The organism is Candidatus Accumulibacter meliphilus (assembly GCF_036625345.1).
Taxonomy (GTDB): domain Bacteria; phylum Pseudomonadota; class Gammaproteobacteria; order Burkholderiales; family Rhodocyclaceae; genus Accumulibacter; species Accumulibacter meliphilus.
In genome coordinates this window covers 303,660-330,272 of the sequence record NZ_JAZKTZ010000006.1, presented here as the reverse complement: position 1 = coordinate 330,272, position 26,613 = coordinate 303,660, and the positions used below count along the sequence as shown (strand labels likewise).

Annotated in this window: 20 protein-coding genes; 19 read left to right on the top strand and 1 reads right to left on the bottom strand. The window is 60.9% G+C overall.

Annotated elements, in window-relative coordinates; all coding sequences use genetic code 11:
• Position 1 precedes the first annotated feature (1 nt).
• Positions 2-805 carry a type I methionyl aminopeptidase gene (gene map, locus V5B40_RS14490; RefSeq protein WP_332355156.1) on the bottom strand — a complete coding sequence of 268 codons (804 nt, stop codon included), beginning with the start codon at positions 803-805 and terminating at the stop codon, positions 2-4.
• Between the two features lie 352 nt (positions 806-1,157).
• Here map and rpsB point away from each other — a divergent pair, with 352 nt between their 5' ends.
• From rpsB to V5B40_RS14395, 19 genes are all read left to right on the top strand, one after another.
• Positions 1,158-1,901: a 30S ribosomal protein S2 gene (gene rpsB, locus V5B40_RS14485; RefSeq protein WP_332355155.1), complete on the top strand. Its 744-nt coding sequence runs from the start codon at positions 1,158-1,160 to the stop codon at positions 1,899-1,901.
• A gap of 110 nt (positions 1,902-2,011) precedes the next feature.
• A complete protein-coding gene (gene tsf, locus V5B40_RS14480; RefSeq protein WP_332355154.1) occupies positions 2,012-2,905 on the top strand; it encodes a translation elongation factor Ts in 894 nt (297 codons plus the stop codon).
• A 41-nt stretch (positions 2,906-2,946) separates the two neighbouring features.
• A complete protein-coding gene (pyrH, locus tag V5B40_RS14475; RefSeq protein ID WP_332355153.1) occupies positions 2,947-3,669 on the top strand; it encodes a UMP kinase in 723 nt (240 codons plus the stop codon).
• 11 nt (positions 3,670-3,680) lie between these two features.
• Positions 3,681-4,241, top strand: a complete 561-nt coding sequence (gene frr, locus V5B40_RS14470; protein WP_332355152.1) for a ribosome recycling factor — start codon at positions 3,681-3,683, stop codon at positions 4,239-4,241.
• A 22-nt stretch (positions 4,242-4,263) separates the two neighbouring features.
• Positions 4,264-5,061, top strand: coding sequence for a polyprenyl diphosphate synthase (gene uppS, locus V5B40_RS14465; RefSeq protein ID WP_332355151.1), 798 nt, complete (start codon positions 4,264-4,266; stop codon positions 5,059-5,061).
• Entirely contained in the window at positions 5,054-5,893 is an 840-nt protein-coding gene (locus V5B40_RS14460; RefSeq protein ID WP_332355150.1) for a phosphatidate cytidylyltransferase, read from the top strand. The genes uppS and V5B40_RS14460 overlap by 8 nt, the downstream gene beginning before the upstream one ends.
• The gene (gene ispC, locus V5B40_RS14455; protein ID WP_332355149.1) at positions 5,890-7,095 is read left to right on the top strand and encodes a 1-deoxy-D-xylulose-5-phosphate reductoisomerase; all 1,206 of its coding nucleotides are present in this window, start codon (positions 5,890-5,892) and stop codon (positions 7,093-7,095) included. The genes V5B40_RS14460 and ispC overlap by 4 nt, the downstream gene beginning before the upstream one ends.
• The gene (gene rseP / locus V5B40_RS14450) at positions 7,092-8,459 is read left to right on the top strand and encodes an RIP metalloprotease RseP (protein WP_332355148.1); all 1,368 of its coding nucleotides are present in this window, start codon (positions 7,092-7,094) and stop codon (positions 8,457-8,459) included. The genes ispC and rseP overlap by 4 nt, the downstream gene beginning before the upstream one ends.
• A gap of 4 nt (positions 8,460-8,463) precedes the next feature.
• Entirely contained in the window at positions 8,464-10,746 is a 2,283-nt protein-coding gene (gene bamA / locus V5B40_RS14445; protein WP_332355147.1) for an outer membrane protein assembly factor BamA, read from the top strand.
• Positions 10,747-10,797: 51 nt separating this feature from the next.
• On the top strand, positions 10,798-11,280 hold the full coding sequence (locus tag V5B40_RS14440) for an OmpH family outer membrane protein (RefSeq protein ID WP_434735879.1): 483 nt from the start codon (positions 10,798-10,800) through the stop codon (positions 11,278-11,280).
• Between the two features lie 159 nt (positions 11,281-11,439).
• Positions 11,440-12,504 carry a UDP-3-O-(3-hydroxymyristoyl)glucosamine N-acyltransferase gene (gene lpxD, locus V5B40_RS14435; RefSeq protein ID WP_332355145.1) on the top strand — a complete coding sequence of 355 codons (1,065 nt, stop codon included), beginning with the start codon at positions 11,440-11,442 and terminating at the stop codon, positions 12,502-12,504.
• Positions 12,505-12,509: 5 nt separating this feature from the next.
• A complete protein-coding gene (fabZ, locus tag V5B40_RS14430; RefSeq protein WP_332355229.1) occupies positions 12,510-12,959 on the top strand; it encodes a 3-hydroxyacyl-ACP dehydratase FabZ in 450 nt (149 codons plus the stop codon).
• Between the two features lie 8 nt (positions 12,960-12,967).
• Entirely contained in the window at positions 12,968-13,738 is a 771-nt protein-coding gene (lpxA, locus tag V5B40_RS14425) for an acyl-ACP--UDP-N-acetylglucosamine O-acyltransferase (RefSeq protein ID WP_332355144.1), read from the top strand.
• Entirely contained in the window at positions 13,735-14,925 is a 1,191-nt protein-coding gene (gene lpxB, locus V5B40_RS14420) for a lipid-A-disaccharide synthase (RefSeq protein WP_332355143.1), read from the top strand. Before lpxA ends, lpxB begins: the two co-directional genes overlap by 4 nt.
• On the top strand, positions 14,903-15,505 hold the full coding sequence (rnhB, locus tag V5B40_RS14415) for a ribonuclease HII (RefSeq protein ID WP_332355142.1): 603 nt from the start codon (positions 14,903-14,905) through the stop codon (positions 15,503-15,505). The genes lpxB and rnhB overlap by 23 nt, the downstream gene beginning before the upstream one ends.
• Entirely contained in the window at positions 15,502-16,290 is a 789-nt protein-coding gene (locus V5B40_RS14410) for a TrmH family RNA methyltransferase (RefSeq protein WP_332355141.1), read from the top strand. The genes rnhB and V5B40_RS14410 overlap by 4 nt, the downstream gene beginning before the upstream one ends.
• A 447-nt stretch (positions 16,291-16,737) precedes the next feature.
• Positions 16,738-18,051, top strand: a complete 1,314-nt coding sequence (locus V5B40_RS14405; protein ID WP_332355140.1) for a LuxR C-terminal-related transcriptional regulator — start codon at positions 16,738-16,740, stop codon at positions 18,049-18,051.
• A 250-nt stretch (positions 18,052-18,301) separates the two neighbouring features.
• Positions 18,302-21,283: a hypothetical protein gene (locus V5B40_RS14400; RefSeq protein ID WP_332355139.1), complete on the top strand. Its 2,982-nt coding sequence runs from the start codon at positions 18,302-18,304 to the stop codon at positions 21,281-21,283.
• A complete protein-coding gene (locus tag V5B40_RS14395; protein WP_332355138.1) occupies positions 21,249-26,204 on the top strand; it encodes a beta strand repeat-containing protein in 4,956 nt (1,651 codons plus the stop codon). Before V5B40_RS14400 ends, V5B40_RS14395 begins: the two co-directional genes overlap by 35 nt.
• Positions 26,205-26,613 lie beyond the last annotated feature (409 nt).

The window sequence follows — 26,613 nt, the reverse complement described above, 5'->3', positions numbered from 1 at the left end:
CTTAGGCCCGGATTCCCTCGGGCGGCGGGCGCGTCCCCTCGGACACGGTAAGCACTTCGTAACCTGTTTCGGTGACCAGGATGGTGTGCTCCCATTGCGCAGACAGGCTGTGATCCTTGGTAACGATCGTCCAGCCATCGGCCATGGTCTTGATCGCCGCCTTGCCGGCATTGATCATCGGCTCGATGGTAAAGACCATTCCCGCCAGTAGCTGTAGACCCGTGTGCGGGCGGCCATAATGAACAACCTGCGGTTCTTCGTGGAACTTGGCGCCAATGCCGTGACCACAGAACTCGCGGACCACCGAGTAGCCCGATTTCTCGGCCTGCTGTTGGATGGCATGGCCGATATCGCCGAGGTGCGCACCCGCGCGAACCTGCGCGATGCCCAGCCACAGGCATTCGAAAGTGATCTCGCACAGCCGCCGCGCCTGAAGCGAGGTTTCTCCGATCTGAAACATGCGGCTACTGTCGCCGTGATAGCCGTCTTTGATGACTGTGACATCGAGATTGACGATATCGCCGTTCTTCAGTTGACGATCGCCGGGAACGCCGTGGCAAACCTGATGGTTCACCGAGGTGCACACCGACTTCGGATACGGTCGGTAGCCTGGTGGCGCGTAGTTGAGGGGCGCCGGAACGCTGCCCTGAACATCGACCATGTAGTCGTGGCAGAGGCGATCAAGCTCGCCGGTCGTGATTCCCGATCGCAGGTGCGGCGTGATGTAGTCGAGTACTTCGGCCGTGAGTCGGCCGGCGACACGCATCTTGTCTATTTCCACAGGGGTCTTGAGTGTAATGCTCATACGTTCGGGTCGCCGCCAAGGGTAAGAGCGGCAAGGATAAAGGAAGCTACGGGCTTAGGCAATTTGCCGAGCGCACTCGATGCGCCGCGAACATTCCGCGGGCGCGTCGGACGCGCCGCTGCGGAAAGGCTTGTGAAGTCATTTGAACTGGAGGGCCCTTGATGGTACTATCGCCCGGTTTTGCTGGCCGCGGTCAGCAAAGCGGGAAGCTGCGCCGCTGTGGCGCAGCGGGTGTGCCGACGAGGCACGCCTCATTTCGCACATTCGCCTGTTCAAGGGTGCCTGCCAACACAACACGGCAGACTGTAGCTCGGCGGATGGTGGTCAAACCCTGAATAGAGAGAAAGAACATATGTCTACAACGATGCGTCAGATGCTCGAGGCCGGCGTCCATTTCGGTCACCAGACACGTTTCTGGAATCCCAAAATGGCGCCTTACATTTTTGGCGCCCGCAGCAAGATTCATATCGTCAACCTGGAAAAAACGCTTACCAAATATAACGAAGCCATGGGCTTCGTGCGCAAGCTGTCGGCCAACAAAGGCAACATTCTGTTTGTCGGGACCAAGCGCCAGGCGCGCGAGATCATGGCCGAGGAAGCTTCGCGTTGCGGTTCGCCCTACGTCGACCAGCGTTGGCTGGGCGGCATGTTGACCAACTTCAAGACGATCAAGCTGTCGATCAAGCGCCTCAAGGACATGGAAAGCATGGTCGAAGATGGTTCTCTTGAGCGCCTGGGCAAGAAAGAGGCGCTGATGACCACGCGCGAACTGGACAAGATGCTCAAGTCGATCGGTGGCATCAAGGACATGGTGACCTTGCCCGATGCGCTGTTCGTGATTGACGTGGGTTACCACAAGATCGCCATTACCGAGGCCAACAAATTGGGTGTTCCGGTTGTGGCGGTTGTCGATACCAACCACTCGCCGGAAGGCGTCGACTACGTTATCCCGGGTAACGACGATTCTTCGCGCGCCATCCGTTTGTACGCGCGCGGTGTCGCCGATGCAGTTCTCGAGGGGCGTAGCCAGTTTGTCGAGGAAATCATCGAAGCGGTCTCTGGCGACGAGTTCATTGAAGAGGCCAGCGACGACTGATCGTCGGTTGCTGCGGCCGTGCGGCGTGCTGTCGCCGTCGGTCTGTTTGTCCTGAATGTTCAGTGAGGCACGGCCGGCACTACCGGCCGTGTTCACAAGTGGAGAATGAAATGGCGGAAATTACCGCAAGCATGGTTAAAGAGTTGCGCGAGAGAACCGACGCGCCGATGATGGAGTGCAAACGGGCGCTGACCGAGGCTGCTGGCGACCTGAGCAAGGCTGAAGAAGTCCTGCGCGTCAAGCTTGGTTCGAAAGCGAGCAAGGCGGCAAGTCGTATTACAGCCGAGGGTGTGGTGGCGATCCATCTGTCGGCTGATGGCAAAGTGGGTGCGCTGGTCGAAGTGAACTCCGAGACCGACTTCGTCGCCAAGAACGATGACTTTCTGAAGCTGGCCAGTGATTGTGCGGCGCTGGTCGCCAGCCATGATCCGGCCGATGTGGCTGCCTTGTCGGCCCTGCCGATGGGTGACGGGACTGTTGAATCGACGCGTACCGCATTGGTGGGCAAGATCGGTGAAAACATGTCGATTCGGCGTTTCGTGCGCATGCCAGCCACAGGCCGGCTCGCTTCGTACATTCATGGCGGTGCCAAGATCGGCGTCCTGCTCGACTACGTGGGTGGTGACGAGCACCTGGGCAAAGATCTGGCGATGCAAATCGCCGCGGGCAAGCCGAAAGCGCTTGATCCGACGGGCGTTGCCGCCGATCTGATCGAGAGCGAGCGGCGCATTGCCATCGAGAAAGCGAAAGAGGCGGGCAAGCCGGAAGCGATGCTGGAAAAAATTGCCGAGGGCTCGGTGCAGAAATTCCTCAATGAGGTGACCCTGCTTGGCCAGGTCTTCGTCAAGGCAGAAGACGGCAAGCAGACGATCGCGCAATTGCTCAAGGCCAAAGCGGCGTCGGTTGCCGGCTTCACGCTGTTTGTCGTTGGCGAAGGCATTGCCAAGAAAAGCAACGACTTCGCGGCCGAAGTGGCTGCCCAGGCTGCCGCTGCACAGAAGTAAACGACGACCCGTACCCAGACCGACCAAGGAGCCAGACGACGATGTCCGACAACTCGCCGAAATACAAGCGCATCCTGCTCAAACTCTCCGGTGAGGCCCTTATGGGTTCCGATGCATACGGCATCAACCGGCAGACGATTGCGGGAATCGTTGCCGAAATAAAGGGCATTGTCGACATGGGCGTCCAGGTCGGTGTGGTGATCGGCGGTGGCAACATCTTTCGTGGTGTTGCGCCCGCCGCATCCGGCATGGACCGGGCGCAGGCGGACTACATGGGAATGCTGGCGACGGTGATGAATGGCCTGGCCTTGCACGACGCCATGCGTTCGGCCGGAATGGTTTCGCGCGTCCAGTCAGCGCTGAACATCGAGCAGGTGGTCGAACCGTACATTCGTGCCAAGGCCATTCGCTATCTGGAGCAGGGTCGGACGGTAATCTTTTCTGGCGGTACCGGCAATCCTTTCTTCACCACCGATACGGCAGCCGCTCTGCGTGGCGCCGAAATCGGTGCTGAAATCGTGCTCAAGGCGACCAAGGTCGATGGTATCTACTCGGCCGATCCGAAGAAGGATCCGCTGGCCATCCGCTATGACCGGATCAGCTTCGACGAAGCGATCGCTCAGAACCTGGCGGTGATGGATGCCACGGCTTTCGCACTCTGCCGAGACCAGAAGTTGCCGATCAACGTCTTTTCGATTTTCAAGAAGGACGCTTTGCGGCGGGTTACGATGGGCGAGCACGAAGGCACCCTGGTGTATTGCTGAAGGAGACCAAGATGTCCATAGCAGATATAAAGAAGACGACAGAAGCGAAAATGCACAAGTCCCTGGAGGCGCTGCGTGGCGACCTCGCCAAGGTACGCACCGGACGCGCTCACATCGGTCTGCTCGACCACGTGCAGGTCGAATACTACGGCTCGATGGTGCCGATCAACACCGTCGCCAACGTGACCTTGATTGATGCCCGTGCGCTCGGAGTTCAGGCCTGGGAAAAGGGAATGGCGGCAAAGGTCGAGAAGGCCATTCGCGACTGCGACCTGGGGCTCAATCCGTCGTCGCAAGGCGATCTGATCCGCGTGCCGATGCCGATGCTGACCGAGGCGCGCCGCCGCGAGCTGATCAAGGTTGTGAAGGCCGAGGCCGAAGGTGCCAAGGTCGCTGTCCGCAATTTGCGGCGGGACGCCATGGCGACGCTGAAAGAAATGCTCAAGAACAAGGAGTGCTCCGAGGACGAGGAGCACCGCGCCCAGGACGAGATCCAGAAGCTCACCGACCGTCACGTGGCGGAAATCGATCAGCAACTCAGCCACAAGGAAACCGAGTTGATGGCTATCTAGGGCTTTCGGAGCAGTTATAGAAATGGCTCTTTTCGCCAGTTCCACTCGCGACGTTCCGGTAGCGTCGGCGGTGCCTCGGCATGTGGCGATCATCATGGACGGCAATGGGCGCTGGGCCAGGAAGCGCTTGTTGCCGCGCTTTGCTGGCCATCATCGCGGCGTCGAAACGGTGCGTGCCACGGTCAAGACCTGTCTTCAGCGGGGTATCGAGTTTCTGACGATTTTTGCGTTCAGTTCAGAGAACTGGCGTCGTCCGCAAGAGGAAGTTTCCCTTCTGATGCAACTCTTCGTAAAGGCATTGAAGGATGAAGTCAGCAAGCTGCATCGTAATGGCGTTCGCCTGCGGGTGGTTGGCGATTTGTCACGCTTTGAGCCGGAACTGCAGGCGCTGATCCGCAGCTCCGAGGAGCGGACCGCCGACAACGAGCGCTTGATCCTGACGGTGGCCGCGAACTACGGTGGGCGCTGGGATATCCTTCAGGCAGTCAACCACATGTTGCTAAGTGAGCCGGGAAAAAACGGCACGTGGACAGAGAGCGACCTGGCGCCGCATCTGGCGATGAGCTATGCGCCGGAGCCCGACCTGTTCATCCGCACCGGTGGCGAGCAACGGATCAGCAATTTCCTGCTCTGGCAGCTGGCGTATTCCGAATTCTATTTCACTGACCTGCTTTGGCCGGAATTTGATGCGGTGGCTTTCGATGCCGCGCTGGCCTCTTTTCAGCAGCGCGAACGCCGCTTCGGACGAACCAGCGAGCAGCTGCTTGACGGTTCGCCCGCGACCACCCCAGCAGCGATGAGCGGACGGAGAGATGCTTAGGACGCGGGTGATCACCGCGGTTTTCCTGTTTGCCGCTTTCTTCTCCGCGCTGTTCTACCTGTCGTCAGCGGGTTGGCTGGTTTTCGTCACGGCGATAGCTGCCGTCGCCGCCTGGGAGTGGGGGGCGTTGATGCGCCTTGCTGCTGTGGCACGGATGGCGCTCGGGGTTCTCGCCGTCGCGCTGTGTGCCTTGCTGAGTGCCGTCGAACCGGCGGCGGTTGGGCTTGGCACGGGTTTTTCTCAGCCGGCAGCGTGGCGTCTGGGTGCCTTCCTCTATCTGCCGGCGGCCGCTTTCTGGCTGCTCGCGGTGCCGCTCTGGCTTCGTCAACGCTGGCCTTTGTCGAACGCGGTGTTCGGCCTGCTCACCGGTTTGCTCTTGATCCTGCCAACCTGGTTGGCCCTGGTACAGCTACGGCAAGCGGGCCCTCTCGCCCTGCTGGCGATCATGGCCGTCGTCTGGCTGGCGGACATTGCTGCCTATTTTGCCGGCCGCCGCTTTGGGAAACACAAGCTGGCGCCCAATATCAGCCCGGGAAAAACCTGGGAGGGGGCAATCGGTGGCGGCGTCGCAGTCGTCGCTTATGGCTTTCTGTTGTCGTCCAAACTGCCTGTGGTGCTGGCCGAGAAGCCCCTGTTGTTGCTCGTCGCGCTGGTCGCGCTGACCTCGATCAGCGTTGTCGGCGATCTCTTCGAGTCGCTGCTCAAACGCCAGGCGGGGCTGAAGGATAGCAGCAATGTGTTGCCAGGCCATGGGGGAGTTCTCGATCGTATCGACAGTCTCACCTCGACATTGCCGCTGGTGGCGCTCGTTTGGCTGTTGAGCTTCCCGTGAGCGCTGGCAGTGTCGTGCAAAACCTGACCATCCTCGGATCGACCGGGTCGATCGGGGTCAATACCCTGGACGTCATTCGCCGCCATCGGCAGGGCTATCGACTGGTGGCCCTGTGTGCGCATCGGCAGATCGATCGCCTGTTTGAGCAGTGCCTCGAGTTTCAGCCGCGCCATGCGGTGGTCGGCGAAGCTGCGCTGGCGACCGAACTGGCGGCGCGCTTGCTCGCCGTCGGCTGCCAGACCGAGGTTGGCTACGGTCCTGATGCGCTGCTGCGCATGGCGGCCCTGCCCGAAGTTGATACTGTCATGGCGGCCATTGTCGGTGCGGCCGGCTTGCCGCCGACTTTGGCAGCGGCCGTCGCCGGCAAGAAGATCCTGCTCGCCAACAAGGAGGCCCTGGTCATGGCCGGCGCGGTCTTTATGCGTGCTGTTCGCCAGAGTGCCTCCATCCTGTTGCCGATCGATAGCGAACATAATGCGATCTTTCAGTCCTTGCCGAGTGGTTATTCGGGTGATCTCGACGACGGCGGGGTGCTCGGCCTGTATCTCACTGCCTCGGGCGGCCCGTTTCGCCTGACGGCGCTTGCCGACCTCGCTGCGGTCACTCCGGAGCAGGCTTGTGCGCATCCGAACTGGGTGATGGGACGAAAGATTTCGGTCGATTCGGCAACGATGATGAACAAAGGCCTGGAGGTGATCGAGGCGCATTGGCTGTTCAACGTCCCGGCTGAGCGCATCGAAGTGGTGATCCATCCGGAAAGCATCATTCATTCCCTGGTTCAATACGCTGACGGCTCGGTGATCGCCGAACTTGGCAATCCGGACATGCGCACCCCGATCGCACATGCGCTGGCTTACCCGCGGCGCATGGCCGCCGGCGTCGAGCCCCTGGATCTGTTCAAGGTCGCATCGCTGCATTTCGAGCGCCCAGATCTGGAGCGTTTTCCCTGTCTTGCCCTGGCTTATCGTGCGCTCAAGGAAGGCGGCTGCGCGCCAACGACCCTGAATGCCGCCAACGAAATTGCGGTCGAAGCTTTTCTCGACGGGCGGATCGGCTTTACGGCAATTCCCCGAGTGATTGCTGGCGCCATGGACCGGCTACCGGCAACCCGGGTGCCGGGCTCGCTGGCCGAAGTTCTTGCCGCCGATGGCATGGCGCGCGCCGCCGCCGAGGAATTCGTCGTCGCCCTGGGCCGACAATGAGCGGCTTTCTGTACTACCTGACGGCATTCGTTCTGGCCCTCGGAATTCTGGTCGTGGTGCATGAGTTCGGTCACTATCTGGCCGCCCGTTGGGTGGGCGTCAAAGTGCTGCGTTTCTCAGTCGGTTTCGGCCGACCGCTGTGGGCGAAGCGCTTGGGGGTGGACGGCACCGAGTGGGCCATTGCGGCTTTCCCCTTGGGCGGTTATGTCAAGATGGTCGACGAGCGCGAAGGCGAGGTTGCTGTCGAAGACTTGCCGCGCAGCTTCAACCGGCAACCGGTGCTGTCGCGCATGCTCATTGTTGTAGCAGGGCCGGCGGCCAACTTTCTGCTGGCCATCGTGCTCTATTGGGGACTCTTCTGGCACGGTACCGAGGAGTTCAAGCCGCTGCTGTCTGCGCCGGTGGCGGCCAGCGCCGCCGCTGCGGCCGGCCTGGAAGACGGTGAGTTGGTGCTCAAGGTGGCTGGTGACAAAGTTCAGACCTGGCAGGAGATGCGCTGGCTGCTGCTGCAACGGGCAGTCGATCAGGATCTGATCGACCTCGAGGTGATCAACGCGCGCCACGAGATCAGCCTCCGTCGTCTCGATGTCTCGCCTGTCCGTCAGTCGGGCTGGGAGGGGGACGCCTTGGGACGGCTTGGCCTGGGCCTCTTCCGCCCGCAACTGCCGGCGGTGTTCGGGACGGTCAGTGGTAACAGCGCTGCGGCCGACGCTGGATTGCTTTCAGGAGACGAGGTGCTGGCCGTCGATGGGCAGGCGATCGGCAACTGGTCAGACTTCGTGCACATCGTTCGCGGTTCTCCTGGCAAGCCGCTTGCTCTGGACTTGCTGCGTAATGGGCAGCAGATTACGGTCAGGGTGACCCCGGTTTCGGTCGACGAGCAGGGGCAGGAGGTCGGGCGCATTGGCGTCGCAGTGAGCGATGGGGATCACTCGCGAGCCGAGTTGATGGTCACCGTTAGCTATGGCCCTCTGGCGGCACTGAGCAAGGCAGTTGCGGAAACCTGGGACAAGTCGACCTTCACCCTGCTGATGATCGGCAAGATGATTACCGGCGAAGTGTCGTGGCGAAATATCAGCGGGCCGGTGACCATTGCCGACTATGCTGGCCGATCGGCGAGGCTGGGAGTGGACTATTACATCAAGTTCCTGGCGCTGGTCAGCATCAGCCTCGGTGTCCTGAATCTGTTGCCGATCCCGATTCTGGACGGAGGGCATTTGCTGTATTATCTCGTCGAAATCATCAAGCGTGGGCCAGTTTCCGAGCGCAGCATGGAAATCGGTCAGAAGATCGGTATGGCACTCCTGTTCCTGCTGATGGCTTTCGCTTTCTACAACGATATCAATCGACTGTTTTCCGGCTGAGTTCATGAACAAATCGCTGCTCACAGGTCTGCTGGCCACCCTTTTTGCTGCTGGCGCCATGGCCATGGAACCGTTTACGGTCGCCGACATTCGTGTCGAAGGCATCCAACGCGTCGAAGCCGGGACAGTGTTCAGTTACCTGCCGGTCAAAGTTGGCGAAACGATGGATGACGAGAAGGCGGCGCAAGTCATCAAGACCTTGTTCGCCACCGGCTTCTTCGAGGATGTGCGCGTTGAAATAAATGGCGACGTGCTGATCGTCGTCGTCCACGAGCGGCCGGCGATTGCACAGATCGACTTTGTCGGCCTGAAGGAGTTCGACAAGGAGCAGTTGCTGAAGGGCCTCAAGGAGGTGGGGATCGCCGTCTCGCGCACCTTCGACCGAGCCACACTCGAGAAAGCCGAGCAGGAACTGAAACGCCAGTATCTGTCGCGTGGCAGGTATGCGGTGACCATCACCACCACCATCACGCCGCTGGACCGTAATCGCGTGGCGATCAACTTCAACGTCGACGAAGGTGACACCGCCAAGATCAGGGAGATCAACATTGTCGGCGCCCATGCCATCAAGGAGAAGGACCTGCTGAGCGTGATGGAGCTGAAAACGCCAAGCTGGATCAGTTGGTATACCAAGAGTGACCAGTACTCGAAACAGAAGCTGGCAGCAGATCTCGAAACGCTGCGTTCCTACTACCTGGATCGTGGCTTTCTGGAGTTCAACATCGAATCGACGCAGGTTTCGATCAGTCCCGACAAGAAGGACATCTACCTCACGATCAGCATCAAGGAAGGCGAGCCTTATCTTGTTTCGTCGGTGAAACTCGCCGGCGATCTGATCTTGCCGGAAGAAGAGTTCAGGGAATCGGTCAAGATCAAGCCGGGCAACGTCTTCTCGCGCAAAATACTCAACGAGAGTACGAAATCGATTGCCGATAAACTCGGTGCCCAAGGCTACGCGTTTGCCAACGTCAACGCTGCGCCAGAACTCGACCAGGAAAAGCATCTGGTGGCGTTCACGATTTTCGTCGATCCCGGGAAGCGTGCCTACGTCCGGCGCATCAACATCACCGGCAACACCAAAACGCGCGACGAGGTGATTCGTCAGGAAGTGCGTCAGATGGAGGGCGCCTGGTACGACGCGAACCGGGTCGTGAAATCGCGTGAAAGGATTGACCGGACCGGCTACTTTGGCGAAGTCAACGTCGAGACACCGCCAGTGCCCGGGACCATTGACCAGGTTGATGTCAACATCAATGTGGCCGAGAAGTCGACCGGCAATATCTCACTCGGCGCCGGCTACTCGAGTTCGGAGAAGGTCATCCTTTCAGGTTCGATATCGCAGTCGAACATTTTTGGTAGCGGCAAGTACCTGGCTTTGCAGTTGAATACGGGCAAGTTGAACCGTACTCTGGGGATCAACTATACCAATCCATACTTTACCGTTGACGGTATCAGTCAGGGCTTCGATCTCTACTATCGCACGCTCAACCCGACTTCTCTCGGCTACGAATTCCAGTCCACGTCCTACGGTGGTGGGATCCGCTTTGGTTACCCGCTCACGGAGGTGGACTCGCTTACTTTCGGTTTGGCGATAGATCAAACCAATATCGACATTACGCCGGTTACCTTGGCAACGCCAATCCAGTATATCCAGTTCCAGGCGCAGAACGGCGACTCCAATCTTACCCTGCCGACGACTTTGGGCTGGGCTCGTGACACGCGGGACAGCGCCATCTATCCGACCAAAGGTGGAACCCAGCGAGCCGGACTGGAGGTGGCGATTCCCGGCGCCGACCTGACTTTTTATCGGGCGAGCTATCAGAATCAACACTACTTTGAACTCGTCAAGGACCTTGTGCTGATGCTCAATGTCGACCTTGGCTACGGGGACGGTTTGTCGGGGCAGACCTTGCCTTTCTACAAGAATTTCTATGCTGGTGGTGTAGGTTCGGTACGTGGCTACGATACCGCCAGCCTGGGTCCGGTAGATCCGCTATATCCGGATACGCGCCTCGGCGGCACACGCAAGGCAGTGTTCAATTCCGAGATCCTGATGCCGTTTCCGGGCATCGACAAGTCCTTCCGCTTCGGTCCTTTTTTTGATGCCGGCAATGTTTTCACCGACAACTACACCTATGCCGAAGAGGGCTTGCGGACTTCGGTCGGCCTCGCTGCGGCGTGGATTTCGCCTCTCGGGCCGCTGAAATTCAGCTACGGTCAGCCGATCAACGAGCAAAGTAATGATAAACTCCAGAAGTTCCAGTTCCAGTTTGGAACGACTTTCTAACCCAGGAGAACAAGCTTGAAGAAGACGATTGCCAGACTGCTGGTTGCGTTGATGGCCTCGCTGCCCGTGTCCTATGCGTCGGCGGTGGATCAACTCAAGGTGGGGTACGTCAATACCCAGCGTCTTTTCCGCGACGCACCCGCTGCCGTGCGCGCGGCCAAGAAGATTGAGCAGGAGTTCTCCAAGCGCGACCAGGATTTACAACGTCTGGCGAAGCAGGTGCAGGGCTTGCAGGAAGCGCTGGAGAAAAATGGTGTGACCATGGCCGAGCCCGAGCGCCGTAGCAAGGAGAAGGATCTTGGTGAGTTGTCGCGAGAGTTTCAACGCAAGCAACGCGAGTTCCGTGAGGATCTGAACCTGCGCCAGAACGAAGAGAACGCGGCAATCATCGAAAAGGCCAACAAGGCGATCAAGCAGCTTGCTGAAAATGAGAAGTACGACCTGATCGTTCAGGATGTGGTCTGGGTCAGCCCGAAACTCGACATCACTGACAAGGTGATCCAGGCCTTGTCCGATCCCCGGGACGGAAAATAAGCCCTTAATGTGAATGTCGCGTACGCGCCTCACGAATCGCCCTTCGTCCCCTGCCCGTCGAACGATTCCGGCGTGCAAGCCGGAATGCGCGCTGCAAGTGGAGGAGGACGGTCATGACGTTCATGATCTGTGGTGCGATCTGGGGCGTCTCGACATGTCATGACCGTTAGCTCGCCAGGCAACGGAGTGGAGGTGTCAGGGGGGCTACGGCTGGACGAGATCGTCGCCTCCCTCGGCGGAGTGCTTGAAGGTGACGGATCGGTGCTTGTCTCGCAGGTCGCCAGCCTCCTTTCAGCCGGCGAAGGGCGCATCGCCTTTCTTGCCAGTTCCAAATACCTGCAGCAACTGAAAATAACGCGGGCGACGGCGGTCATCGTGCCGCCGCAGTTTTCAGCCGAGACCTCGCTACCGCGAATCGTGCACCCCAATGCCTACGCCTACTATGCGCGCGTCGTTGCCTTGCTCAATCCGTTCCGGCAACGTCGGCCCGGCATCCATCGCGGCGCCGTGGTCAAGTCGGAGCTGCGACCATCGGTAAGTGTTGGCGAGAATGCCGTCATTGGCGAGCGCGCGCACATTGGCGAGAATGTCACTTTTTACCCGGGCTGTGTGATCGGTGATGACGTCGTGATTGGCGACGATTGCGTGCTCTACCCGAATGTCGTGGTCTATGATGGTTGCGTGATCGGCAGGCGGGCGATTATCCACGCCGGTGCGGTTGTCGGTGGTGACGGCTTTGGCTTTGCCAAGGACGGTGAGCAGTGGGTCAAGATCCCGCAAATCGGTCGGGTGGTGATGGGTGATGATGTCGAAGTCGGAGTCAATACCTCAATCGACCGAGGCGCTCTGGACGACACGGTGATCGGCAATGGCGTCAAACTCGACAATCAGATTCAGATCGGTCACAACGTCAGTATTGGTGAGCATGCGGCGATGGCCGGCTGTGTCGGGATCGCCGGCAGTACCCGCATCGGTCGTCGCTGTACCGTTGGCGGCGCCGGTATGATCATCGGTCACCTGGAACTCGCCGACGACGTGCATATCTCGGCGGGCAGTATGGTGACCAAGAGCTTGCCCCGAGCCGGGCAATACACCAGCATCTTTCCGCTCGAAGGGCACCAGGAGTGGTTGCACAATGCGGCACAGATCAAGCGTCTGGCGAGACTCGCCGAGCGGGTCGCCGAACTTGAAAAGAAACTCGAACAAAGGGAGAACAGGTCTTGAACGCAATGGACATCCACGCAATCCTCGAACATCTGCCGCACCGCTATCCCTTTCTCCTGGTCGACCGGGTGCTCGATTTCGAGCTCGGCAAGTCCATCCATGCCTACAAGAACGTGACCGTCAATGAACCATTTTTTGTCGGTCACTTTCCGCATCACCCGGTGATGCCGGGAGTCTTGATCATGGAGGCTCTGGCGCAGGCGGCCGGCATCCTGTCTTTCAAGACCATGGGCGCCAAGCCCGACGCGAATTCCGTCTTCTATTTCGTCGGCATTGACGGCGCGCGCTTCAAGAAGCCGGTGACCGCGGGCGATCAGTTGCACTTGCACGTGCAGATTCTGCGCCAGATGCGCGGTATCTGGAAATACAAGGCGGAGGCCCGCGTCGACGGCGAGATCGTCGCCGAGGCCGAACTGATGTGCGCCAAGCGCGATGTCGGCGGAGCCGGGGTGTGACAGGTGCCATGATTCATCAAAGTGCGCTCGTCGCGCCTGGCGCGCAACTCGGCAGCAATGTTTCAGTCGGCGCCTATTCGATCATCGGCGAAGACGCGGAAATCGGCGACAACACGGTGATCGGTCCGCATGTGGTGATTTCCGGGCGGACGCGCATCGGTCGTGACAACCGGATCTTTCAGTTCAATTCGCTGGGTGAGGTGCCGCAGGACAAGAAATACGCCGGTGAGCCGACGCGACTGGAGATCGGTGACCGCAACACCATTCGCGAATTCTGCACCTTCAACCTGGGGACTGCCCAGGATGTCGGTATCACCCGCGTCGGCAATGACAACTGGATCATGGCCTATGTGCATATAGCGCATGATTGCCAGGTGGGCAACCATACCGTGTTTGCCAATAACGCGCAGCTGGCCGGCCATGTGCATATCAACGACTGGGCAATTCTCGGTGGCTATACCGGGGTGCACCAGTTCTGCCGTGTCGGCGCTCATACCATGACCGCTGTCGGGACGGTGGTTCTACAGGACGTTCCGCCGTTCGTGATGGCTGCTGGAAACACGGCCAGTCCCTTTGGGATCAACGCCGAGGGGCTCAAGCGGCGTGGTTTTTCTCCCGAGGCGCTGCTGGCTTTGAAGCGCGCCTACCGCACCCTCTACAAGTCGGGGCTGATGCTGGATGAGGCGCGCGCCAAGCTGAACGAAGAGGTGCTCGTTCATCCGGAGATCCAGCCGCTCCTGGATTTCCTCGCGGCATCGAAGCGCGGCATCATTCGATGAACGCTGCGGCACCGCTGCGCATCGCCATGGTCGCTGGCGAAGCCTCCGGCGATCTCCTCGCCAGTCAGCTGATTCAGGCCTTGCAGGCGAGGCTTCCGGGGGCTGTTTTTTTTGGTGTCGGTGGCCCGAAGATGCTCGCTACGGGTTTCACAGCCTGGCATCCGCTCGAAAAGCTGGCCGTCCGCGGTTACATTGAAGTGCTTCGCCACTATCGCGAGATTGCCGCCATCCGCCGCGATCTCAAGCGCCGCTTGCTGGCTGACCCGCCGGACGTGTTCATCGGCGTCGATGCGCCGGATTTCAATCTATCGCTCGAAAAGGCGCTCAAGCGGCGTGGCCTTGCCTGCGTCCATTACGTCAGCCCGTCGATCTGGGCCTGGCGTGGCGAACGCATCCACAGCATCGGTGCGGCAGTTTCGCGGGTCCTGGCACTTTTTCCGTTCGAGACGGCGCTGTACGAGAAGCAGGGCATTCCCGTGAGCTATGTCGGCCATCCTCTGGCCGACATGCTGCCGCTCGAAGACGGTCGCCATACAGCGCGGACGCTGCTCGGCATTTCGCCGGCGACGCCGGTCTTCGCGCTCTTGCCCGGCAGCCGGCAGTCCGAACTGCAGTACATGGCGGAGACTTTCATCGAAACCGCCCGCCACATGCACGAGCAGATTCCGGAGGCGATTTTTCTCGCTCCGCTGACGACGCGCGAAACGCGCGTCTTGTTCGAAAGCGCACTGCACCGCCGGGGGGCGAAGCAGTTGCCTATTCGCCTGCTCTTCGGACACGCCCATCAGGCGATGATGGCCGCCGATGCGGTTCTGGTCGCCAGCGGCACGGCGACCCTGGAGGCCGCACTGCTCAAGCGACCGATGGCCATCGTCTACAAGATGGCGCCGCTGTCGTACCGAATGATGCGCCGTATGGGCTACCTGCCCTATGTCGGTCTGCCCAACGTCCTGGCCGGCAGATTCGTCGTTCCGGAGTTCATCCAGGACGAAGCGACCGCCGAGAATCTGGCACAGGCACTGCTCAATCTCTATGCGGACAGAGAGGCGTGCGAGCGCATCAAGGCCGTATTTCGCGAGATCCATTTGCAGTTGCGGCAGAACGCCGCCGAAAAGGCGGCTGCAGCAGTCATCGCCTGCCTGCCAAGAACAGCGCTGCGCGTCGATGCTCTTGCTGTTGCCGGTTGAAGGTCTGGTTTGCGGCGTCGACGAAGCCGGCCGCGGGCCGCTGGCGGGACCGGTGGTCGCCGCCGCCGTGATCCTCGATCCAGGTCGGCCAATTAGCGGTCTGAACGACTCGAAGAAACTTTCGGCCGGCAAGCGGGAATTGCTCGCCGCGGAGATTCGCGGCAGCGCACTGGCCTGGGCCGTCGCTGAAGCCAGTGCCGCCGAGATCGACCGGATCAACATCCTGCAGGCCAGCCTGCTGGCCATGCAGCGTGCCGTCGCGGCGCTCGCCGGCGCTCAGGGTCCGGTATTCCCGAGTCATGCACTGGTCGACGGCTGTCATTGTCCACAGCTGTCGTGTTCGGTCGAAGCCATCGTCGGCGGCGACGGCAAGGTCGCAGCGATTGCCGCCGCATCGATTCTCGCCAAGACCTGCCGCGATGCCGGCATGCTCGTGCTGCACGCCAGCTATCCGCAGTACGGTTTTGATCGCCACAAGGGTTACCCGACCGCATTTCACCTGCAGGCGCTGCGCGAACAAGGCGCGAGTCCGCAGCACCGCCGCAGCTTCGCGCCGGTGGCGCGGCTTGGCGAGTCATGAGACGGATCGCCGCACGCGACAATGCCCATTACAAAGCACTCCTGAAACTCTCGCAAAGCAGTCGTGAGCGGCGCAAGAGCGGCCACGTGCTGCTCGACGGCATGCACCTTATCGAGGCCTACGAGCAGAATTACGGCAGCATCGAAGAAGTGCTGGTCAGCGAAACTGGTGCCAGGCGGCCCGAAAACGCCCGCTACCTGGAGGGCCGGGCGTCGCTTGCCGTTACCCTCCTGGCGGACACGCTGTTCGACGCCTTGGCGGTGGTGGACACGCCAAGCGGAATCATGGCCATCGTCACACCGCCGCAGCCAGTTCGCGGTCTCGCTCATGATGGCGATACGGTACTCCTCGATGGGATCCAGGATGCGGGCAATCTCGGTTCAATTCTGCGCAGCGCCGCTGCCGCCGGTTTCCGACAGGTGCTGCTATCCGAAGATTGCGCGCAGGCCTGGTCGCCAAAGACGCTGCGGGCGGCGATGGGCGCGCATTTCCAGCTCGACATCCATGAGCACAGCGATCTTGCGGCCTTTCTTGCTCTCTATCGCGGCCATTCAGTGGCGACAGTGCTCGACGGGTCGAGCAGCCTCTATGCGGCCAGCCTTCGACAACCGCTGGCCTGGGTGTTTGGTAGCGAAGGACGCGGCGTAAGGCCGGCAGTCGCCACTGCGGCGGATCAGCGCGTGCACATCCCGATGCTCGGTAGCAGTGAATCGCTGAATGTTGCTGCGGCTGCTGCGGTCTGCCTCTTCGAGACCCTGCGGCGTCGCCAGGTCACTTGCCCATGACGGGCGACAAGTCATCAGCCCCAGGCAGGATTGCCTGGCCCGGGTAAGCCACAAGCACGTCTTTGTAACTCCGCCCGGCAAGTGGCAGCGCCGCTTTTCCGGGGGCAGCATATCAGCCGCTGACGCTGGACCGACGAATGCACCGCCAGCAGCTTCACTATGTCGGTAAATTTTACAGTTGCCCGGCAGCGGTTCCCTATCGAAAAAAGATAACTGCCTTATATCATTTACGTGCAATTTATGGCGTGGATATTGCTTGGTGAGCGAAGGAGTGTGCCATCGAGCAAGTTGGCTGGCGCGCGCTTTGCCTGTTCTCAACCATGCACGCGGGGGCTGCTCTCCCGGCCCCTTGCTCCTGTCTGTTGGCGGTCGTTGCTTGCTTGCCGCCGCAACGATAGGCGCAGGCTGGGTTGTTTCGATCAGCGTCTTCCGCGGAACTGCTGCTTGATGTCCAATATCGTGACCAACGAGATGCTACCCGCGACCGCCGCTGCTACCGTGAAGCGGCAAGCCGTCGTCGTCATCGTCGTCAGCAGCACGGCCAAAGTGGGTGACGATCTTGTGGCTGGCCTCCGAAACTTTGGTTATCGCGCGCTGGCCATCGAGTTTTCTGCGCAGTTGGGAATTTGCGAACGGCTTCAGCCGAGCCTGATCATTGCCGACTGTTCGCCTGAGCGATGGTCCGCGCACGGCATCATCCGTGCTCCTGAAACCGCGCGCAAAACGCCTGTCATCTTCCTGGCCGACGCCGCGCATGGCGAAGCGCAGATACCCACCGGGCTCTACGCGTCAAGCGACGTGCTTGCCAGACCCTTCTCTATTGCTCAACTCGAAGCACGTGTACGACGCAGTCTCGAAGTGGATGGCAGCGATGACCGCGAAATTCGGCTGTCCGCCTTGCTGGAGCAGCGCCGCGACCATCGCCGGGAAAGCGGATGGCGACGAAGCGATGGCTCGCAAGCACAGAGGTGCGAGCATGACCGCCGGCAAGGCGCACGTCGAGGGCTGTCAGCAAGTCACGGTCCGATCGTTGATCTTCGGCAACAGGGGGCTTCCGGCGCGCTTTTGCCCTTGGCTGGCGCGACAACGATTTCGGTGCTCGTCACTTCAGCTCGTTGGGCGCTCATCAACCAGCTTGGAGCGGCCCTGATGGGCGAGCATGGCCTTCATTTGACGGGCGCCTGCATCGCGACGAGCGAGGACCTTCAAGCGTTCGTCGGGGAACGCCCCGTTGATCTGATCATGGTCGACACGGCGCTGATCGCTCGTGTCGGCGTCGAATGCCTGAGAACGATACGCGATGTCGCTCCACGCGTCAGGCTGGTGCTGCTTTGGGACGACGCCTATCCGCTGGCGGTCGAAGAGGTAGTCAGGCGAGGTATCGCCGGCTGCATCCCGGTCAGCGCGTCAGTACATCAATACGCCAGAGCCATTCACGCGATGAATCAGGGAAGCTTGTGGCTGCCGCGTTGGATCATGGAGCAGGTGTTCAGGCAATCGATGAAACCGCTGCTGCGCGAGGCAGTCCCGAAAGCCGGAGCAGAGCTCGCGCCGGACGGCGTTGCGTTTGCTCTCCTGACCGCGCGCGAGGAATTGATCGCCAGGCTTGCCGCGCAGGGCAAGACAAACAAGGAGATAGCCAAGGACTTGAACGTCTCCCCGGATACGATCAAGAAGCATCTCCAGGCTGTTTTTTGCAAGGTCGGCATACACCGACGCGGCCAGTTGGCTTATTGCCTGAGTGCGTCTGGTGAGACGTAGTCTGGACAGAAGCTATCCGGCGGCACGGGTACCCATTTGGGGGATAGGCAAGAGATTCTTCTCCCGGTAGGGTCGCTCCTGTTTTCGTGATCGTCGCTGCGTGCCTCGTACTGCCGAGGCGGCAAGCGCGTAGGACATTGGCAGTTGGGCCCGTATTGGGCAAGAAAAACGAGGGTGCTGAAGACGAACGACGGCACTTCGGACAGACCCGGATCACATTTCACGAATTTCCTTTCAGGAGCATGCAGCCATGGCGACGACACTGAAGACCAACAAAAAAGACTATGCCCCGGGCGCAACCGTCACCTTGACCCTGGACGGAATCGCTACGGGATCGAGCTATGTCTTCGCGGCGTTCGACCTTGCCAGCGATCCCGGTGACGATGGCGTGGCCAATCTGTATCCAAAGTTCAGCGCCACGGATGGTGGCTGGGGCGATCTCGATGGGCTTCGGAATGGCCAGATCATCACCCAATGGGTAGTCCCTGTTGATCCGGATGGCATTGGCCCGCAGCGGGCGCCGGCGTGGAATGCCACTGTGCAGGTGACCGCTACCCCCGTCGTGGCGTTTGGTCCGTCCGGCCTGCCCACCAATGCGACCAGCAACGTCGTCGCTTCAACGACCTTTACTGACGCTCTGCCAGCGCCGATTCAAACTTACTTCGTACCGCTGCGCGAGACCAATCTGCTAACCACCTTCGATACCATCAACGCAGCTGCCGACAGCCCGATCACTACCCTTATTTCGATCGCGGTTGCGGCGCCTGGTACGGTGATCTATTACGATCACTGGGAAGATGGTTACGAGCCCGACGTCACCACCGCGGTGCAGTCGACAACCCTGATCTGGGGCGATGGCAACCTCCTTAACGGTATTGCTCCTGGTACCGGAGGGAGCGATATGTTCCTTGGTGGTGAGTCCATCGTCTTGTCCAACCCGGTGCCGATCCCGAGAAACGCGGCAAATATTCTCTTTGACGGTGCCGATCTCATCAAGGCCTCTTTCCCAATTGCCGTAGTCCGCGCCGCATTCCCGGGCCCTGGAAGTGTAGGTTCCCTGTTGGCAGGTGGCGTCGAGGTCTTCGATACCGACTCCTGGGGCGACGACTTTATAGCACCGGTCGGACAGAACACGCCAAACCTCAGCGGTACCAGCCCGTTCGAGTACACCGCACTCTACGTCATGGCCGGGACGCCGAACACCCCTGTCTATCTCAACGGCGTTCTCCAGACGACGCTGCTCAACGCTGGCGACAACTTCGTCATTCGCGTGAACGAGGACGCCCGTATCACGACCTTTGATCCTGATAACGCGACCTCCGGCAGGGACGTGCAGGTCCATCTGGTGACCGGTGATATCGGCTCGAGCTACGAGATGCGCTGGTATGCACTGGCCCCTCGCGATGACTGGTCGAACGACTATTACACGCCAGTTGGCGACAGTGTAGGTGCAACAAGAGTCTGGCTGTACAACCCGAACGACGACGCCATTACCGTTCGTTATGATTTCTTCGGCGGCTCCAGTCCAGATAGCAGTATTAATGTCGCGGCTCATAGCGCCGCCCTCAGTCCGGCTGTCCCAAATGGCTCTGGAGCACGTTTTTACAGTGATTCGAACGCGGACGGCGTGGCCGACGGACCTGATTTCTTCGCACTGACTCAGACCGACACCGGCGCAAGCGCGGGCAGCACCGGCCAGCTTTTTGACTGGGGTCACCCCCTTATTCCCGCTAGTGAGCTCACGTCACAGGTTGTGGTCGGTCTGGGTTTTGGCAACACCACCAATGATTCCGATATTGCCAGTCGTAGCGTGGTATGGGTTACGCCAGTGAAGGACGCAACCATCCACATCGACTTCGACGGGGACGGTATGGTCGACGCCACAGTTTCCGCCACGGCGCTGCAATCGATAAAGATTATAGATAACACAACGACTGGTAACGATGGAACCAACCCCCCCGGCCAGGTAGCCTTTCCTCCAGTGTTCACCGGAGCTGAAGACGATCAGGATATGTCCGGAGCGATCATCTTCGCTACCGATAGCAACGGTGACCCGGTCGACATTGCCGTCGCCTGGGGTCAGGATCCCGCTCGTTCCTTCAGCGGCGATGGTGATGCGCTGGATTTGGGTACCGTGGTCATACCGCTGCCCGTTGTAGAGGCTGGCAAATCGGCTTCGCTGTTCACGGATCTCAACAGTAATGGAAAATTCGACCCGGGCGACACCATACAGTACACCATCACCGTGCTCAACTTCAGTCGAGTCGATCTCCCGGCCGGCGGTTACAACGTCCTTGACTACGACACGCCGGTGTTTGATGACGCCAGTTATGTGGCTGACAGCACAAAATACACCTACAACAACGGCGCGACTACGGTCGCTGTCCCGGATAGCGGCGCCACGCTGTTTCCTTTGGACGAAGCTGGTTTCACCAGTACCGAATTGCTCCCCGGTGGAGAAAGCCAGACCTTCACTTTCCTGGTGACGATTGATGATTACACCAACCTGGCTGCAGGTACGGACACAATTGTCAACGAAGGTGTCCTTCGCGTTAATGGCCAGACTATTGATGTATTCGATGCGACGGTGCCGATCAATTTTGACGCCAATATCCACATTGAAAAATCAACCAATGGAATCGATGCTGATAGTGTAACTGGTCCCTATATAACCACCGGCAGTCTGGTGACGTGGACCTACGAAGTTACTACCACTGCCGGGAGTGTCTACCTCGCTGACATCATGGTTACCGACGATGTTCTTGGCGTTACTCCACTCTATCAAAGTGGTGATGTTGACGACGATGGTATTTTGAAGCCCGGTGAGACTTGGGTTTACCAAGCCACCGGTACGGCCGCCACAGGGCAGTACACCAACATGGGTACGGCAACCGGGACACCGGTCTACGCCGATGGCACCACTCCAATTGAAGGCGCGACCAAGCCGACGGATACGGACCCGAGCCACTACTTTGGTGTGGACGGGAGCATCCAGATCGTCAAGACCGCCGGCAGCGCCGCCGACGGCGCCGTTCTCACCACCACCGCCGGCGACGTGCTCTACACCTACGTCGTGAGCAACACCGGTAACACGGACCTGAGCGGCGTCAGCGTCGTGGACGACAACGGCACCGCGGGCGTTCCCGGCGACGACGTCACCATCGGCACCATCCCCAGCCTGGCGATCTGGCGCCTCGGTGACGCTGACCTCGACCTTCAGCGTCACCGGTGATCGCACCAACATCGCCACCGCCACCGGCGACACGCCGGACGGTGGCACCGTCAGCGACGACGACGACGCCGTGGTCGATGTCATTGCCCCGGCGATCCAGATCGTCAAGACCGCCGGCAGCGCCGCCGACGGCGCCGTTCTCACCACCACCGCCGGCGACGTGCTCTACACCTACGTCGTGAGCAACACCGGCGACGCGGACCTGAGCGACGTCAGCGTCGTGGACGACAACGGCACCGCGGGCGTTCCCGGCGACGACGTCGTCATCGGCACCATCCCCAGCCTGGCGGCTGGCGCCTCGGTGACGCTGACCTCGACCTTCAGCGTCACCGGTGATCGCACCAACATCGCCACCGCCACCGGCGACACGCCGGACGGTGGCACCGTCAGCGACGACGACGACGCCGTGGTCGATGTCATTGCCCCGGCGATCCAGATCGTCAAGACCGCCGGCAGCGCCGCCGACGGCGCCGTTCTCACCACCACCGCCGGCGACGTGCTCTACACCTACGTCGTGAGCAACACCGGCGACGCGGACCTGAGCGACGTCAGCGTCGTGGACGACAACGGCACCGCGGGCGTTCCCGGCGACGACGTCACCATCGGCACCATCCCCAGCCTGGCGGCTGGCGCCTCGGTGACGCTGACCTCGACCTTCAGCGTCACCGGTGATCGCACCAACATCGCCACCGCCACCGGCGACACGCCGGACGGTGGCACCGTCAGCGACGACGACGACGCCGTGGTCGATGTCATTGCCCCGGCGATCCAGATCGTCAAGACCGCCGGCAGCGCCGCCGACGGCGCCGTTCTCACCACCACCGCCGGCGACGTGCTCTACACCTACGTCGTGAGCAACACCGGCGACGCGGACCTGAGCGACGTCAGCGTCGTGGACGACAACGGCACCGCGGGCGTTCCCGGCGACGACGTCACCATCGGCACCATCCCCAGCCTGGCGGCTGGCGCCTCGGTGACGCTGACCTCGACCTTCAGCGTCACCGGTGATCGCACCAACATCGCCACCGCCACCGGCGACACGCCGGACGGTGGCACCGTCAGCGACGACGACGACGCCGTGGTCGATGTCATTGCCCCGGCGATCCAGATCGTCAAGACCGCCGGCAGCGCCGCCGACGGCGCCGTTCTCACCACCACCGCCGGCGACGTGCTCTACACCTACGTCGTGAGCAACACCGGCGACGCGGACCTGAGCGACGTCAGCGTCGTGGACGACAACGGCACCGCGGGCGTTCCCGGCGACGACGTCACCATCGGCACCATCCCCAGCCTGGCGGCTGGCGCCTCGGTGACGCTGACCTCGACCTTCAGCGTCACCGGTGATCGCACCAACATCGCCACCGCCACCGGCGACACGCCGGACGGTGGCACCGTCAGCGACGACGACGACGCCGTGGTCGATGTCATTGCCCCGGCGATCCAGATCGTCAAGACCGCCGGCAGCGCCGCCGACGGCGCCGTTCTCACCACCACCGCCGGCGACGTGCTCTACACCTACGTCGTGAGCAACACCGGCGACGCGGACCTGAGCGACGTCAGCGTCGTGGACGACAACGGCACCGCGGGCGTTCCCGGCGACGACGTCACCATCGGCACCATCCCCAGCCTGGCGGCTGGCGCCTCGGTGACGCTGACCTCGACCTTCAGCGTCACCGGTGATCGCACCAACATCGCCACCGCCACCGGCGACACGCCGGACGGTGGCACCGTCAGCGACGACGACGACGCCGTGGTCGATGTCATTGCCCCGGCGATCCAGATCGTCAAGACCGCCGGCAGCGCCGCCGACGGCGCCGTTCTCACCACCACCGCCGGCGACGTGCTCTACACCTACGTCGTGAGCAACACCGGCGACGCGGACCTGAGCGACGTCAGCGTCGTGGACGACAACGGCACCGCGGGCGTTCCCGGCGACGACGTCACCATCGGCACCATCCCCAGCCTGGCGGCTGGCGCCTCGGTGACGCTGACCTCGACCTTCAGCGTCACCGGTGATCGCACCAACATCGCCACCGCCACCGGCGACACGCCGGACGGTGGCACCGTCAGCGACGACGACGACGCCGTGGTCGATGTCATTGCCCCGGCGATCCAGATCGTCAAGACCGCCGGCAGCGCCGCCGACGGCGCCGTTCTCACCACCACCGCCGGCGACGTGCTCTACACCTACGTCGTGAGCAACACCGGCGACGCGGACCTGAGCGACGTCAGCGTCGTGGACGACAACGGCACCGCGGGCGTTCCCGGCGACGACGTCACCATCGGCACCATCCCCAGCCTGGCGGCTGGCGCCTCGGTGACGCTGACCTCGACCTTCAGCGTCACCGGTGATCGCACCAACATCGCCACCGCCACCGGCGACACGCCGGACGGTGGCACCGTCAGCGACGACGACGACGCCGTGGTCGATGTCATTGCCCCGGCGATCCAGATCGTCAAGACCGCCGGCAGCGCCGCCGACGGCGCCGTTCTCACCACCACCGCCGGCGACGTGCTCTACACCTACGTCGTGAGCAACACCGGCGACGCGGACCTGAGCGACGTCAGCGTCGTGGACGACAACGGCACCGCGGGCGTTCCCGGCGACGACGTCACCATCGGCACCATCCCCAGCCTGGCGGCTGGCGCCTCGGTGACGCTGACCTCGACCTTCAGCGTCACCGGTGATCGCACCAACATCGCCACCGCCACCGGCGACACGCCGGACGGTGGCACCGTCAGCGACGACGACGACGCCGTGGTCGATGTCATTGCCCCGGCGATCCAGATCGTCAAGACCGCCGGCAGCGCCGCCGACGGCGCCGTTCTCACCACCACCGCCGGCGACGTGCTCTACACCTACGTCGTGAGCAACACCGGCGACGCGGACCTGAGCGACGTCAGCGTCGTGGACGACAACGGCACCGCGGGTGTTCCCGGCGACGACGTCACCATCGGCACCATCCCCAGCCTGGCGGCTGGCGCCTCGGTGACGCTGACCTCGACCTTCAGCGTCACCGGTGATCGCACCAACATCGCCACCGCCACCGGCGACACGCCGGACGGTGGCACCGTCAGCGACGACGACGACGCCGTGGTCGATGTCATTGCCCCGGCGATCCAGATCGTCAAGACCGCCGGCAGCGCCGCCGACGGCGCCGTTCTCACCACCACCGCCGGCGACGTGCTCTACACCTACGTCGTGAGCAACACCGGCGACGCGGACCTGAGCGACGTCAGCGTCGTGGACGACAACGGCACCGCGGGTGTTCCCGGCGACGACGTCACCATCGGCACCATCCCCAGCCTGGCGGCTGGCGCCTCGGTGACGCTGACCTCGACCTTCAGCGTCACCGGTGATCGCACCAACATCGCCACCGCCACCGGCGACACGCCGGACGGTGGCACCGTCAGCGACGACGACGACGCCGTGGTTCATATTGAACAGAGGGGATCCATTGGCGATAGAGTATGGCAGGACATGAACTACAATGGCATACAGGATCCGGGAGAGCCCGGTCTTGGGGGCTTTGTGGTAAACCTGCTGGATGCGAGTGGCAGTCCTACGGGCCTGTCGATGAACACGGATGCCAGCGGTAATTACCTGTTTAGCGACCTTGCTGCCGGCGACTACCGGATCCAGGTGCTTGCGCAACCCGGGTACTACTACACGAAGCCGAATGTTGGCCCGGATGATCTGGACTCCGATGTGGACAGCTCTGGCGTCACTTCCATAATCAATCTTTCCCCAGGCGAAAGTGAGCTCGACTGGGATGCCGGTCTCTATCGCAAGGCGACCCTCGGTGACCGAGTCTGGCTGGACAGAGACAAGGATGGAATCCAGGACGCTAACGAGGCGGGTGTCGGTCATGTAGTTGTGACGCTGCTGGACGCTGGTGGAGGGGTTCTTGCCACGACCACGACAGATGTGTTCGGTAATTACCTGTTTTCGAATCTCGACCCGGGTACTTACGGCCTGGAGTTCGACAAGGCTTTGGCTAAAACAGGCGCCATCTCGGTGGCGAAATATCCATGGACCCTACAAAACGCCGGAGGGAATCCCAACCTTGATTCAGATGTTGAAGCTGACCCCGGCAATCCAAACCTTGCCTTCACTACCGCACCGATCGTGCTGACTTCGGGTGAAAACGATCTGAGCTGGGATGCGGGAATAACTCCGATTGTCATCGATCTGAACGGTGATGGCATCCATACTATTTCGCGTGCCGATTCTCAGGGTACTTTTGACTTGCTCGGTACGGGTGCAGGAATTAAGTCGGGGTGGCTGTCCGGGGAAGATGGCTTCCTGGTCATCGACGGCAACGCTAACGATCGAATTGATGATATTTCGGAAATGTTTGGCGGTTCTCAAAAGGGCGATGGTTTCGCGAAGCTCGCCAGCTTCGACAGTAACCGGGATGGCGTGGTCGATGCCAGCGATGCAGACTTTGCTAGCCTTAAAGTCTGGCAAGATGCCAACGGCAATCATCAGACCGATGCTGGCGAGTTGATCAGCCTTGCGGATGCCGGTGTGCTCAGCTTGTCTCTGGACTTTACCGAGTTGCCGTTCCGTGATGCGCAGGATAACCTGCATCTTGAGCGGAGCAGTGCGACATTGTCTGATGGCGCCGTGGTCGACATGACCGACGTGTACTTGAATGTCTCGACCTTCGATGCCGCTGCAGCAGGAGTCAGTCTGCCGAGTCTTGGTGAATTGATGAGCAGCGACAATAGCTTGGACAGTCTGTGGAGCAATCCGGAGCTGGATTGGGTTTCACAAGAGGATCAGCCATTGGAGACGACAAGTGCTGCTGATACCTTTGGTGGCACGCCTATGGACTATTCAGTTGATGCAAGTGGCGCAGCAGGCTTGAGTACACTCGAAGTGCAACCACAATTTGCCTGCTGCGATTTGTTCTAAGGGCTGATTCTTGTTTGACATACCCCCTGATTCCGGTGCGTCCGAAGCTCGTTCTGGATCCTCCAGACGACGTTACGGGTCGCCGGAATCGCGGGCAATGCCGCCGATACGTTTTGTTGGATAGAGTGCTGCACCAACAACGCCACCTCAAGAGCGTCACCTGGGACCTCGAATATGGGCCATCGCAAGACATGGCCAGAAACCATTAATCAACAGAATCGAAAATCAGTTGGCGCTGGCAAACATGCCACTGCACAGTGCCGGGCGATGTGTATTTGATCCCCTCCCTCCTGTGCCGGCGTCCAACGGCCCTGCCGACTGCTTCACTCATGCCAATTTGCTGAGCCGATATTTCTTGTGCTCGCGGTCTGGGTTTGGCGTCGCTCATAGAGGCGGTGGCGGATTGATG

Coding starts and splice junctions, on each gene's coding strand:
- tsf (WP_332355154.1), top strand. CDS start 2,012: ATGGCGGAAATTACCGCAAGCATGGTTAAAGAGTTGCGCGAGAGAACC.
- uppS (WP_332355151.1), top strand. CDS start 4,264: ATGGCTCTTTTCGCCAGTTCCACTCGCGACGTTCCGGTAGCGTCGGCG.
- lpxB (WP_332355143.1), top strand. CDS start 13,735: ATGAACGCTGCGGCACCGCTGCGCATCGCCATGGTCGCTGGCGAAGCC.
- rpsB (WP_332355155.1), top strand. CDS start 1,158: ATGTCTACAACGATGCGTCAGATGCTCGAGGCCGGCGTCCATTTCGGT.
- lpxD (WP_332355145.1), top strand. CDS start 11,440: ATGACCGTTAGCTCGCCAGGCAACGGAGTGGAGGTGTCAGGGGGGCTA.
- frr (WP_332355152.1), top strand. CDS start 3,681: ATGTCCATAGCAGATATAAAGAAGACGACAGAAGCGAAAATGCACAAG.
- V5B40_RS14460 (WP_332355150.1), top strand. CDS start 5,054: ATGCTTAGGACGCGGGTGATCACCGCGGTTTTCCTGTTTGCCGCTTTC.
- lpxA (WP_332355144.1), top strand. CDS start 12,968: ATGATTCATCAAAGTGCGCTCGTCGCGCCTGGCGCGCAACTCGGCAGC.
- bamA (WP_332355147.1), top strand. CDS start 8,464: ATGAACAAATCGCTGCTCACAGGTCTGCTGGCCACCCTTTTTGCTGCT.
- V5B40_RS14405 (WP_332355140.1), top strand. CDS start 16,738: ATGTCCAATATCGTGACCAACGAGATGCTACCCGCGACCGCCGCTGCT.
- fabZ (WP_332355229.1), top strand. CDS start 12,510: ATGGACATCCACGCAATCCTCGAACATCTGCCGCACCGCTATCCCTTT.
- V5B40_RS14440 (WP_434735879.1), top strand. CDS start 10,798: ATGGCCTCGCTGCCCGTGTCCTATGCGTCGGCGGTGGATCAACTCAAG.
- map (WP_332355156.1), bottom strand. CDS start 805: ATGAGCATTACACTCAAGACCCCTGTGGAAATAGACAAGATGCGTGTC.
- V5B40_RS14410 (WP_332355141.1), top strand. CDS start 15,502: ATGAGACGGATCGCCGCACGCGACAATGCCCATTACAAAGCACTCCTG.
- rnhB (WP_332355142.1), top strand. CDS start 14,903: ATGCTCTTGCTGTTGCCGGTTGAAGGTCTGGTTTGCGGCGTCGACGAA.
- rseP (WP_332355148.1), top strand. CDS start 7,092: ATGAGCGGCTTTCTGTACTACCTGACGGCATTCGTTCTGGCCCTCGGA.
- pyrH (WP_332355153.1), top strand. CDS start 2,947: ATGTCCGACAACTCGCCGAAATACAAGCGCATCCTGCTCAAACTCTCC.
- V5B40_RS14400 (WP_332355139.1), top strand. CDS start 18,302: ATGGCGACGACACTGAAGACCAACAAAAAAGACTATGCCCCGGGCGCA.